Here is an 11,659-nt window from a genome sequence, read left to right on the forward strand (position 1 = left end):
GCAACGCAAATCGCTCAGCGAGGCCACGGGGAAATGAAGGACGGCGCCGATATCGTCGACCTCTTCGTCATCGGCGGCGGCGTCAATGGCGCCGGCATCGCGCGCGATGCGGCCGGCCGTGGCTTGTCGGTGATTCTGTGCGAGAAGGACGATCTCGCCGAAGGCACCAGTTCCCGCTCCGGCAAGCTCGTCCATGGCGGCCTGCGCTATCTCGAATATTACGAGTTCCGCCTGGTGCGCGAGGCGCTGATCGAGCGCGAGGTGCTGCTGGAATCGGCACCGCACATCATCTGGCCGATGCGCTTCGTGCTGCCGCACAGCCCCGACGACCGGCCGGCTTGGCTGGTGCGGCTCGGCCTGTTCCTCTACGACCATCTCGGCGGCCGCAAGCGGCTGCCGGCCACCCGCACGCTTGACCTGCGCACCGCGCCCGAGGGCGCGCCGATCAAGGACGCGTTCAAGCGCGGTTTCGAATATTCCGATTGCTGGGTCGACGATGCCCGCCTCGTCGTCATCAATGCGCTCGACGCCGCCGAACGGGGAGCAAAGGTCCTCACCCGTACCACCTGCATCGCCGCCCGCCGCGAGAACGGCCTCTGGCTTGTCGAGATGCGTGACGGCGGGACTGCCAAGAAGACCAGTGTGCGGGCCCGTGCACTGATCAATGCCGCCGGTCCCTGGGTCAACGACATCGTCAACCGCGTTGCCGGCCAGAACTCCAGGCGCAATGTGCGCCTGGTCAAGGGCAGTCATATCGTCGTGCCCAAATTCTGGGAGGGCCGGCAGGCCTATCTCATCCAGAACAGCGACAAGCGCGTCATCTTCATCAATCCCTATCAGGGCAACCTCGCTTTGATCGGCACCACCGACATCCCCTATGAGGGCCGGCCGGAGGATGTGACGGCGGACGAGAGCGAGATCGACTACCTGATCAGGGTGGTCAACCGCTACTTCAAGCGGGGTCTCGCGCGTGCCGATGTGGTCCATTCCTTCTCCGGTGTCAGGCCGCTCTATGACGACAATGCCGACAATCCGAGCGCGGTGACCCGCGACTATATTTTCGAACTCGACGCGCCGGATGGGCAGGCGCCGCTGCTCTCCGTCTTCGGCGGCAAGATCACCACCTTCCGCAAACTGGCCGAGCATGCGCTGGACAAGATTGCTCCGTTCTTCCCGCAAATGGGCAAGGCCTGGACCGCGAAAGCGCATCTGCCCGGCGGCGATCTCGCCAATGCCGACTTCGAACAGTTCCTCGGCGATCTCGCCAATGAGTACCCGTGGATGCCCGCGTCGCTGCTAAAGCATTACGGCCGGCTCTATGGCACCAGGACGCGATCCGTGATCGGCGGCGCCCGGTCGCTCGCCGCTCTGGGGCGGTGCTTCGGCAAGGATTTCTTCGAGCGCGAGGCGAACTACCTCTTCGAACAGGAATGGGCGCAACACGCGGTCGACATTCTCGAACGGCGCACCAAGCATGGCCTGCATCTGTCCGCCGAGGAGAGATTGGCCTTCGAACACTGGTGCGCGAACCGGCCGGCGAGGGCAGGCTGATGGCGCTCATTGCCCACATCCGGGCCCATATCCCGGCCTATGTCCGGCGACCGCGTTGAAGGGATCGCGACCTTGGCCTTCACGCTCTCCCTCAACACCAATCCGCTGGTCAACCGCTTCGCCGAGCCGGACGATCTGATCGACACCATCGCCCATGGCATCGGCATCAGGGACATTCAGCTCACCCACGAATTCGTCAATCCGGGCTGGCCGCCGGCGACGATCGTCAAATTCGTCCGCCTGTTCCGCAACGCCTTGAACCGCACTGGTGTGCGCGTGACGTCGGGGATGACCGGCCCCTATGGCCGGCTCAACCATTTCGGCCATCCCGATGCGGACGTGCGCCGCTACTATGTCGACTGGTTCAAGACTTTCGCCGACATCTCGGCCGAACTCGGCGCCGGCGGCATGGGCACGCAGTTCGCCATCTTCACGCATCGCGACTATGACGATCCCGCCCGCCGCGCGCGGCTGTTCGACATCGCGCTGGAGTGCTGGGGCGAGGTCGCCGAGCACGCCAGGGCGGCCGGGCTGACCTATCTGTTCTGGGAGCCGATGTCGGTCGGCCGCGAGTTCGGCCACACGATCGAGAATTGCCGGCTGCTGCAAGAGGCGATCGACGCGGCCGGCATGGCCATTCCGCTGGAGATGATGGTCGACATCGATCATGGCGACGTGACCTCGAGCAATCCGGCCGACATCGATCCCTACGCCTGGGCCGGGGCCTTTCCGAAGAAATCACCGATCATCCACGTCAAGCAGTCGTCGATGAACAAGGGCGGCCACTGGCCGTTCACGGCGGCTCACAACAAGGACGGCCGCATCACGCCTGAGAAGCTGCTGGAAACGGTGCGGCGCGGCGGCGGCACCGACAACGAGATCTGCCTTGAACTGTCATTCCGCGAGCGAGAGCCGGTCGATCACCAGGTCGTCACCATGATCCGCGAATCGGTCGATCATTGGGCTCCCTTCATCGATACGGGCAGGACGGGTCTGCTGCCGCGCGCGTAGCAACGCGCAATAAAAAGGGCGGACCGATGCGGCCCGCCCTTTTGCTTTTTTCGGGCAGCTGAACTCAGCCGAATTTCGGATCGAGGCTGCCCGATTTGTAGCGCTTTGCCATTTCCGAGACCGGCAGCGGCTTGATCTTCAGCGCGTTGCCGGCGGTGCCGAACTGCTCGAAGCGCTCCTTGCAGAGCTTGCGCATCGCCGCCATCGCCGGTGTCAGGTATTTGCGCGGGTCGAACTCGCTCGGATTCTCGGTCAGCACCTTGCGGATCGCGCCGGTCAGCGCCATGCGGTTGTCGGTATCGATGTTGATCTTGCGCACGCCGTGCTTGATGCCGCGCTGGATCTCTTCCACCGGCACGCCCCAGGTCGGCTTCATCCGGCCGCCATACTTGTTGATGATCTCCTGCAGGTCCTCCGGTACGGAGGACGAACCATGCATGACCAGGTGCATGTTCGGCAGCCGGCGGTGGATCTCCTCGATGACGTTCATCGCCAGCACCGCGCCGTCAGGCTTGCGCGAGAATTTATAGGCGCCGTGGCTGGTGCCCATGGCCACGGCGAGCGCGTCGACATGGGTGTCCTTGACGAACTGCACCGCCTGCTCGGGATCGGTCAAAAGCTGGTCGTGGCTGATCGCGCCTTCGACGCCGTGGCCGTCTTCCTGCTCGCCGCCACCGCTCTCCAGCGACCCCAGCACGCCGATTTCGCCCTCGACCGAGACGCCGCCCCAATGGGCCATGTCGACGACGCGCTTGGTGATGCCGGAATTATAGGCGTAGTCGGCCGGCGACTTGCCGTCCTCCTTGAGCGAGCCGTCCATCATCACCGAGGTGAAACCGTACTGGATGGCGGTCACGCAGGTGGCTTCGTTGTTGCCGTGGTCGAGATGCATGCAAACCGGGATGTCGGGATGAATCTCGACCAGCGCGTCGATCAGCTTGGCCAGCACCACGTCATTGGCATAGGCGCGTGCGCCCCGGCTCGCCTGCAGGATGACCGGCGACTTGGTCTCCTCCGCCGCCTCCATGATGGCGAGGCCCTGTTCCATGTTGTTCATGTTGAAGGCCGGCACGCCATAGCCATGTTCGGCGGCGTGATCGAGCAATTGTCTCAAGGTGATGCGAGCCAACGATCAGTCTCCCGTATCTGGTTTCAAAACCCGTGGTTGCGGGCTGCCCGCGCATCGTTCAGCCCACCGATGCTTCTGGCCGGAATTGCGCGCAACCGCAACCGTGACAGACCGTCCCGGCTGCAATTCTTGTTACAGCCTTGCGATAAAAGCCGGTGAAATATCCCAAGGAGATATCTCATTATCACAAAAATTTTGATACTTGCGCGACGAAATCTGTTACATCTGGTTTCGATCAAAGGCGATCGGCGGCAATGAAGAGCGACACTAGGCGACAGGGCATCATGGACTTCCTGATGGACGCCGGCGCGGCAAGCGTCGACGACCTTGCCTCGCGCTTCGGCGTCTCGAAGATGACCGTGCATCGCGACCTTGACGAACTCGAGGAGAGTGGCGTCCTGCGCAAGGTGCGCGGCGGCGCCTCGATCCAGCCGAGCAGCCTGTTCGAAAGCGATTTCCGCTACCGGCAGAAGCAGGCGACCGGCGAAAAGCAGCGCCTGGCGGCGGCGGCCGTGGCCATGATCGAACCCGGTCAGACCGTCATCATCGACGACGGCTCGACGGCTGGCGGCGTCGCGCGCCATCTGGCCGATCTCAGACCGCTGACGGTGATCACCAACAACCTCGCCGTCATTCAGGACCTCGCCGGTGCCGGAGGCATCAACCTGATCGCGCTCGGCGGCCAGTATTCGAAGAAATTCCACGGCTTCTTCGGCCTGCTGGCCGAGGCGTCGCTGCGCTCGCTGCGCGCCGACGTCGCCTTCCTGTCCTCATCCGCCATCCATGGCGCCGCCGCCTTTCACCAGGATCAGGAGGTGGTGCAGAGCAAGCGGCTGATGATGGCCGCGGCGACACGCAAGTACCTGATGGCGGATCACGGCAAGTTCGGTCGCAGCGCGCTGCATTTCCTGACCGATCTCAACACGTTCGATGCCGTCTTCACCGGGCGCGAGCCGGAGGCCGGGATGCGCGCGACGCTGGATACGGCCGGGGTTTCGCTGACGGTGGTCGCCGACAAGGATTGAAGGATCAAGGAGAGTACGCTTGGTTTACTGGGTCGGTACAAGCTGGAAGATGAACAAGACGCTCGCCGAGGCGCTTGATTCTGCCGCCGCACTGGCCGGCTTCGTGCCGGGTTTCGACGAGCGCATCCAGCCTTTCGTCATCCCGCCCTTCACGGCGGTGCGCGAGGTCAAGCGGGCGCTGTCGGCGACGCGCGTCAAGGTCGGCGCGCAGAACATGCATTGGGCCGATTCCGGCGCCTGGACCGGCGAGGTCTCGCCGCCGATGCTGGCCGATTGCGGCCTCGACCTGGTCGAACTCGGCCACAGCGAACGGCGCGAGCATTTCGGCGAGACCGACCGCACGGTCGGGCTGAAGACGGCGGCCGCGGTGAAGCACGGGCTGACACCGCTGATCTGTGTCGGCGAGACGCTGGCCGAGCGCGAGAGCGGCAGGGCCGATGCCGTGCTGAGCGCCCAGGTCGAGGGCGCGCTGCAATTCCTCGAAGGCGAGGAGAAGGCGGCAAGAATCCTGTTCGCCTACGAGCCGGTCTGGGCGATCGGCGACAAGGGCATCCCGGCCAGTTCCGACTATGCCGACAGGCAGCAGGCGCTGATCAAGAAGGTTGCCGGCGGCTTGCTGCCATCGGTGCCGCCGGTGCTCTATGGCGGCAGCGTCAATCCGGGCAATGCCGCCGAGCTGATCGGCCAGCCCAACATCGACGGCTTGTTCATCGGCCGCTCCGCCTGGCAGGCCGGAGGCTACATCGACATCCTGCGCCGCGCCTCGGCGGCGATCTGAAACAAACGAAACCGGAAAGGACAAAAAATGAAAATAGCCATTGGAGCCGACAGCGCCGGCAAGCCGCTGCTCGATGTCATAGCAGCGCATCTGGCGACCAAACCCGGCCTCGTCGTCAGCGATCTCAGCCAGGCCGGCTTCTACGCCGACCTGTCGCAAAAGCTCGCCCAGACCATCGTCGACGGCGAGAACGAGCGCGGCATCCTGTTCTGCGGCACCGGCATCGGCGTCTCGATCTCGGCCAACAAGGTCCCGGGTATTCGTGCCGCACTCACCCACGACACCTATTCGGCTGAGCGCGCGGCGAAATCCAACAACGCCCAGATCATCACCATGGGCGCGCGCGTCATCGGTCCTGAACTGGCCAAAGCGATCGTCGACACCTGGCTGGCCTCCGAATTCGACGAGAAAGGTCCGTCGGCCGGCAATGTTCAGGCGATCGACAGGCTCGACTCAGCGAAGAGCTAGGCGAAGCTGTCGCGCATCGCGCTAATGACGGTGACGGCGGAGGCAGCACCCGGGTCGATATGGCCGAGCGAGCGCTCGCCGAGCCGCGAGGAGCGGCCCTTGACGGCGATCATGTCCTTGGTCGCTTCCGCGCCATGCTCGGCGGCGGCAAGGGCCGCGCGCAGGCTCTCGGCGAGCGTCTTGCCGGCCGCATTGCTGGCGCCGGCGGCATCGGCCGCGGGCTGCCAGGCATCGATCATCGTCTTCTCGCCGATCTCGGCCTTGCCGCGGTCGCGGATGCCTTGCGCCATCGCCTGGAACAGGGCGACGACATCGCCATCGGCAAGCGTCGTCTTGCCCTTGACGGCGGCGGCGGCGCGCATGAAGGCGGTGGCATAGAGCGGACCGGACGACGCGCCGACGGCGTTGAGGAACGATTTCGCGGCCGTGTTGAGCAACGCCGTCGGTTCGGTCGCAGCCAAGTCGAGCGGCGCCAGCGCGTCGCGCACGGCGTTGAAGCCGAGCGCCATGGCGATGCCGTGGTCGGCGTCGCCGATGACGCCGTCGAGCTGGCAGAGCCGGTCCTTGTCGGCCTCGATCGCCACGGCGATGGCGTCGAACATTCTCTTCAGGCCGGCACTGTCGATGCTCATGGAAAACGCTCCTCAGCCGGCGCGGAACATGGCGCAGTCGCAGGGGTGGTCGAGCATCGCCTGCAACTCCTCGTCGAGATGGAAGAGCGTCACCGAGGCTCCGGCCATTTCCAGCGACGTGCAATAATTGCCGACCCAGGTGGCGTGAATGGAAACGCCGATCGCGTCGAGCCTCTGCTTGACCCGCCGGTTCATGATGTAGAGTTCCATCAGCGGCGTCGATCCCAGCGAATTGACCAGCACCGCGACCTTGTCGCCGCGTTTCGGCGCCATCTCGGCGAGAATCTTGTCCAGCATCTCGTCGGTGATTTCGTCGGCGGTCATGAGCGTGCCGCGCGCAATGCCCGGCTCGCCATGGATGCCCATGCCGATCTCCATTTCGTCGCCGCCGATCTCGAAATTCGGCCGCCGTGTCTGCGGCAGCGAGCACGGCGACAAGGCGACGCCCATGGTGAAGGTGCGGTCATTGGCCTTGCGGGCGATGCGCTCGACCTCGTCGAGAGAAAGCATTTGGTCGCAGGCGGCGCCGGCCGCCTTGAAGATGAAGAAATTGCCGGCAACACCGCGACGCTTCTGCCGCTGGTCGCGCGGCGCCGAGGCAACGTCGTCGGTGGTCAGCACCGTGCGTACCTCGATGTCGTCCATGGCGGCCATTTCTGCCGCCATGTCGAAGTTCATCACGTCGCCTGCATAGTTGCCGTACATGAACAGGACGCCGGCGCCGCCGCTGACCGCCTTGGCGCATTCGACGATGGGATCGGGGGGTGGCGAGGCAAAGACATTGCCGATGGCCGCCGCATCCGCCAGCCCCTTGCCGACGAAGCCGAGAAAGGTCGGCTCGTGGCCCGAGCCGCCGCCGATCACCAGCCCGACCTTGCCAGGCCGTGGACCGTCGCGGGCGATGATCGAGCGCGGGCTGCCGTCCGCGCTCCTGAGGTGGCGAGGATGCGCGGCGAGGACCCCTTCGAGCATCTCGTCGACGGCGCGGTTGCCGTCATTGATGATCTTCTTGGTCTGCACCTGCATCCTCCCGAACCCGGCATTTTGCCGAGATACTATAGTCTGTTACCGGGATTTCCACCCGGCGGCGGAGATTTCAGGCCGCGATCTTCTCGCGCGCCGCCAGGATCTGCACGCAGGCATTGGCCGCTTCCTTGCCCTTGACCAGGAAGTGCTCGAAGAAGAAGCGGTGATGCTCGGCGCTGTCGTGGAAATTGTGCGGCGTCAGCACCGCCGACAGCACCGGCACGCCGGTCGACAGCTGCACGTTCATCATGCCGTCGATGACGGCGCCGGCGACGAATTCGTGCCGGTAGATGCCGCCATTGACGACGAAGGCGGTGCCTAGGATCGCCGCATAGCGGCCGGTTTCGGCGAGCGTCTTGGCGTGCAACGGAATTTCGTAGGCGCCGGGCACGTCGAAGACATCGACGGCGAAGCGGTCGCCGCCGAGATTGGCCATCTCCGCCTGGAAAGCCTGCACGCACTGGTCGACGATATCGGCGTGCCAGCGCGCGCGAATAACGGCAATGCGGGTCGTTTCATAGTCTTTGTGGGAATGCTGATTCATGGGTCCATCCTTCCGTTTCGAACCAGAATCAGGACGCACGATACGGATTCCGGCCCGCCGAGGCGGTCCGTTTTCCGTTTCGTTCTCTTTCATCCGGACTCTAACCGTCGGCTCCGGAATCACACCGGATCTGCTGACCTTTCCAATTGTCTTGGAAAGCGCTCGCGGGCTTGGGCCCTGCGCATGACCCCGAAAACCGGAACCGGTTTTCGGAAAGGAATCATGCGCAACTAAGGAGTCCTCACCGCCGGTGGGGACTTTCACCCCGCCCTGAGAACATTAACGGGTCTTCTATGCGAGGATGGTGTGGCCGCTGTCAACGCGGCAGGGGCCGGTGGCCAATCACGTTTTGCCGACTGGAGCAATGCAGCGAGCGTGTCGTTCTAGCGTGTGCGCCACGCCGCCGCACCGGCGGCAACCAGCATCAGCACCGCCGCGACTGACGCGCATATGGCAAAGCCGAAGCCGGAATAGAGCGGTCCGAAGCCGGTTGTGCCGACGAACACCGCCAGATAGGTCACCGCGCTGTTCAGCCCCATGATCGTGCCGCGCCGCGACGGATCGAGCGCCGACAGGCGCATCACCAGCACGTTCAGCCCGAAATGATTGGCAAGTCCCCAGGCCGCGACCATGGCGAGCGTCAGGCCGTAGCTGCCGCTGGTCGCGGCGATCGCCGCGTAGACGAGGGCGACGAGAAGGTAGGCGAAGGGCATGACGCGCCGGGCGCCCAGCCGGTCGATGATGCCGTCGAAGAGCGCGGCGGTGCCAAATCCCGCGCCATAGGCGAGGGCGGCCAGGCCGTTGGCGCTGACCGGCTGCCCCAACCCGCTGTGGAGGTGGTCGCCAAGATAGCCATAGACACCGTAGAAGGCGGTCATGAAGGCGCCGCACGCGATGAGAAGCGGCACGATGCCGGGAATGTTCAGCGCCGCGAGCGGGGCGGGTGCAGGGCCGGCCTTCCTGACATCCGGGAGTGAAGATGCCGTGAGACCGCCGAGCGCCACGGTGGCCAGCAGCGCCACGGCGGCGAAGACGGCACGCCAGTGCACGAGATCGGCAAGCACCGCCGACAGGGAAACGCCGGCCACCATGCTGAGCGTCCACCCGGTCAGCACCACGCCGATCGTGCCGCTTTCGCGGCCGGGCGGCGCGATGGCGGCGGCACTGGCATAGATGGCCGGCATGGCGATACCGGCGGCAATGCCGGCGAGAAGCTGAGCCGCGATCAGGGCGACCACCGTCGGCGCCACGGCACTGCCGACCAGCGCCGCCGCCAGCGTCAGCAACGCCGCCTGCAGCATGCGCCGCGCGCCGACCCGGTCGATATGGCGCGCCAGAAACAGGGCGCTCGCCGAGGTGCCGAGGCCGAAGGCCGCCGCCGCCATCATGACCGTGGGCACGCTGGTCGAAAACGATAGGGCCACCGCCGGCGCGATCGGGCCCAGCACCAGCGAGTTCGAACCGATCACGGCGATGCATCCAGTCAGCAGATAGGCCAGCGCCGGGATGGGCGCCCTGGTGTCCGTGCCCAAGGTTGCAGCTTGATCGTTGTTCGACATATCCTCATAATGGCCGTATTAAATTCCGTGACAATCGGGAATATCGGCATGGATGAAGAAACAGATGGCATTCAGCGGAACAGGCCGACGGTTCGGGATGTCGACGCGATCGACCGAAGGATATTAGGCGTTCTGGTCGATGACGCGACGGTCAGCTATGCCGAGCTCGGCGAGCGCGTCGGCCTGTCGCCGCCGGCCGCGCATGAGCGCGTCAAGCGGCTTCGGCGCAGCGGTGCCATCCGCGGCACATCAGTCATCATCGATCCCAATGCGGTGAGGAAACCGCTGCTCGCCTTCGTCCATATCGACACCAGCGGTTGGGGCAAGACCCCGGAGCTGATGGCGATCTCGCAATATCCCGAGGTCGAGGAGATCCATACCGTCGCCGGCGATACATGCGTGCTGCTCAAGGTGCGGACCGAGGACACCAAGGCGCTCGAAGGACTGCTGTTGCGTCTCTACGAGACACCCGGCGTCACCTCGACGCGCAGCTACGTGGTTCTGGCGACCTATCTCGAACGGCCGGTGCAGCCCGGCATCACCACGCAGTGGCCGTCGCCGATGCACATGCGCAAGCCGCTCTACTGAACGGTTCGGGTTGCCGCCTAGCCTCCCAGCCGGATCGTCTCGAAATAGGCGTCGGTGCCGACCTGGCCGCCCTTCAGCGCGATCTCCAGCCCGTCGATCGCGCCGCCGCCATGGGCGACGCAGAGCGGTGATCCCGGTGATTGCGGCAGCGGCATGCGCACGGTCAGCGCGTCGATGGCCAATTGTCCGAGCGCGTGGCTGGACGTGTCGCCACCGGCGATCACCGCGCGCTTGAGTTTCTGCTCGGCGATCAGCCGGCGCAGGATGGTCCCCAACGCCCGCCCGAGCGCGTTCCTGGCGCCCTCGATGCGGTCGATCTCGGCACCGCGATCGGCCTGTGGACCGAGCGCGGTGTAGAGGATGACGCTGCGCCCCCTGGCCAGGCTCGCCAGCCCGGCCGCGACCGCCTGCTCGATCGCTTCGCCTGATCCCTCCGAGACCAGTCGCATCGCATCCATTTCGACGCCGTCGAAGCCGTGGGCAAGCGCGTGCCGGATCTGCTTTTCCGTGGTGGGCGAGACGCTGCCCGACACGACGGCGAGCCGATCGACCGGGCCGGGCGGTGCGAATGCCGCATGTCCCGATACGATGCCCTTGGCGGCCCATTCGGCAAGCAAGGCATATTCGGCGCCGGACGATCCGACGACGAAGCCGTGGCCCTTGCCGTGGATGCGCCAAAGCTGTTCGCCGACCCGTTTCTGCGTCTCGCGGCCGTCGACGTCGAACAGCACGATGTCCTTGTCCTGCAGGAGCCGGTCGACCGCTTGCGCGAGATCGTCCGCCTGCAATGTCGCGAGGTCGATCAAGCCGGAACTGAGGTTGCTCTGGCGCGAAAGATGGACGAGCAGGTCGGCCTCGTCCATCGGCGTCACCGGATGCCTGCTCATCACCGGGTGCCGGTCGATGCGGAAATAGGCGCCCCGGAACGCCGCGAAGAGATTGCCGAAGGCGGTGTAGCGCTTGAGCTGCGGCGCCCCCACCACCATCGGCACGCTTGCCCCGCCGAAAATGCGCCTGCCGATCTCGGTGGCGCGGCCGATATTGCCGACCGCCGGGCTGGAATCGAAGGTCGAGCAGATCTTGTAGTGGCAGATCGCCGCGTCGAGGCTTCGCAGCCATTCGAAGGCCGGCGTCAGGTTTTCCTCCATCCATTGCGGCGTCTCGCTGCGGCTGGTGCCCGCCAGGCCAACGGCACGGCAATGGGAAAACCGCGCGAGCATCGACTGGTCGGGCCGGCGCATGAACAGCACGGTCGGCACGCCGCCGAGTTCGAGCGCCTCCATGACGTCGGTCGAGCCGGTAAGGTCGTCGCCATAGTAGCTGAGGAGCAGGTTGCGCGCGGCCATGT

The 11,659-nt window shown here is 65.2% G+C and carries 12 protein-coding genes and 1 riboswitch; of the genes, 6 read left to right on the top strand and 6 right to left on the bottom strand.

The window, feature by feature from the left end; translation table 11 throughout:
- The first annotated feature begins 33 nt into the window (after positions 1-33).
- Both FJ967_RS05975 and FJ967_RS05980 read left to right on the top strand, forming a co-directional pair.
- Positions 34-1,551, top strand: coding sequence for a glycerol-3-phosphate dehydrogenase (locus FJ967_RS05975; protein WP_140730767.1), 1,518 nt, complete (start codon positions 34-36; stop codon positions 1,549-1,551).
- Positions 1,552-1,623: 72 nt separating this feature from the next.
- Positions 1,624-2,562 (top strand): TIM barrel protein, encoded by a 939-nt coding sequence (locus tag FJ967_RS05980; protein WP_140730768.1) that lies wholly within the window; start codon positions 1,624-1,626, stop codon positions 2,560-2,562.
- A 64-nt stretch (positions 2,563-2,626) separates the two neighbouring features.
- Here FJ967_RS05980 and fba read toward each other — a convergent pair whose 3' ends face one another.
- Positions 2,627-3,691 carry a class II fructose-bisphosphate aldolase gene (fba, locus tag FJ967_RS05985; RefSeq protein ID WP_140730769.1) on the bottom strand — a complete coding sequence of 355 codons (1,065 nt, stop codon included), beginning with the start codon at positions 3,689-3,691 and terminating at the stop codon, positions 2,627-2,629.
- Between the two features lie 254 nt (positions 3,692-3,945).
- Between fba and FJ967_RS05990 the strand changes: the two genes are divergently transcribed.
- The 3 genes from FJ967_RS05990 to FJ967_RS06000 are packed head-to-tail and all read left to right on the top strand — an operon-like array spanning position 3,946 to position 5,962.
- Positions 3,946-4,716 (top strand): DeoR/GlpR family DNA-binding transcription regulator, encoded by a 771-nt coding sequence (locus FJ967_RS05990; RefSeq protein WP_140730770.1) that lies wholly within the window; start codon positions 3,946-3,948, stop codon positions 4,714-4,716.
- A gap of 19 nt (positions 4,717-4,735) precedes the next feature.
- On the top strand, positions 4,736-5,494 hold the full coding sequence (locus tag FJ967_RS05995) for a triose-phosphate isomerase (protein ID WP_140730771.1): 759 nt from the start codon (positions 4,736-4,738) through the stop codon (positions 5,492-5,494).
- 27 nt (positions 5,495-5,521) lie between these two features.
- Positions 5,522-5,962 (top strand): RpiB/LacA/LacB family sugar-phosphate isomerase, encoded by a 441-nt coding sequence (locus tag FJ967_RS06000; protein WP_140730772.1) that lies wholly within the window; start codon positions 5,522-5,524, stop codon positions 5,960-5,962.
- Here the strand turns inward: FJ967_RS06000 and dhaL are convergent.
- The 4 genes from dhaL to FJ967_RS06020 all read right to left on the bottom strand — a co-directional run bounded on the left by dhaL (position 5,959) and on the right by FJ967_RS06020 (position 9,723).
- Positions 5,959-6,594: a dihydroxyacetone kinase subunit DhaL gene (gene dhaL, locus FJ967_RS06005; RefSeq protein ID WP_140730773.1), complete on the bottom strand. Its 636-nt coding sequence runs from the start codon at positions 6,592-6,594 to the stop codon at positions 5,959-5,961. The two genes, FJ967_RS06000 and dhaL, sit on opposite strands and share 4 nt — an antisense overlap.
- A 12-nt stretch (positions 6,595-6,606) precedes the next feature.
- Positions 6,607-7,620, bottom strand: a complete 1,014-nt coding sequence (locus tag FJ967_RS06010) for a dihydroxyacetone kinase subunit DhaK (RefSeq protein ID WP_181175678.1) — start codon at positions 7,618-7,620, stop codon at positions 6,607-6,609.
- Positions 7,621-7,690: 70 nt separating this feature from the next.
- The gene (locus FJ967_RS06015; protein ID WP_140730775.1) at positions 7,691-8,164 is read right to left on the bottom strand and encodes a 6,7-dimethyl-8-ribityllumazine synthase; all 474 of its coding nucleotides are present in this window, start codon (positions 8,162-8,164) and stop codon (positions 7,691-7,693) included.
- Positions 8,165-8,241: 77 nt separating this feature from the next.
- Positions 8,242-8,446: riboswitch (FMN riboswitch) on the bottom strand.
- 101 nt (positions 8,447-8,547) lie between these two features.
- A complete protein-coding gene (locus FJ967_RS06020; protein ID WP_140730776.1) occupies positions 8,548-9,723 on the bottom strand; it encodes an MFS transporter in 1,176 nt (391 codons plus the stop codon).
- A gap of 48 nt (positions 9,724-9,771) precedes the next feature.
- On the opposite strand from FJ967_RS06020, the gene FJ967_RS06025 reads away from it, so the two are divergent.
- A complete protein-coding gene (locus FJ967_RS06025) occupies positions 9,772-10,311 on the top strand; it encodes an Lrp/AsnC family transcriptional regulator (RefSeq protein ID WP_140730777.1) in 540 nt (179 codons plus the stop codon).
- A 17-nt stretch (positions 10,312-10,328) separates the two neighbouring features.
- On the opposite strand, the gene FJ967_RS06030 is transcribed toward FJ967_RS06025, so the two are convergent.
- Entirely contained in the window at positions 10,329-11,657 is a 1,329-nt protein-coding gene (locus FJ967_RS06030) for a four-carbon acid sugar kinase family protein (protein WP_140730836.1), read from the bottom strand.
- Positions 11,658-11,659 lie beyond the last annotated feature (2 nt).

It is taken from the genome of Mesorhizobium sp. B2-3-4, from assembly GCF_006442315.1.
Taxonomy (GTDB): Bacteria; Pseudomonadota; Alphaproteobacteria; order Rhizobiales; family Rhizobiaceae; genus Mesorhizobium.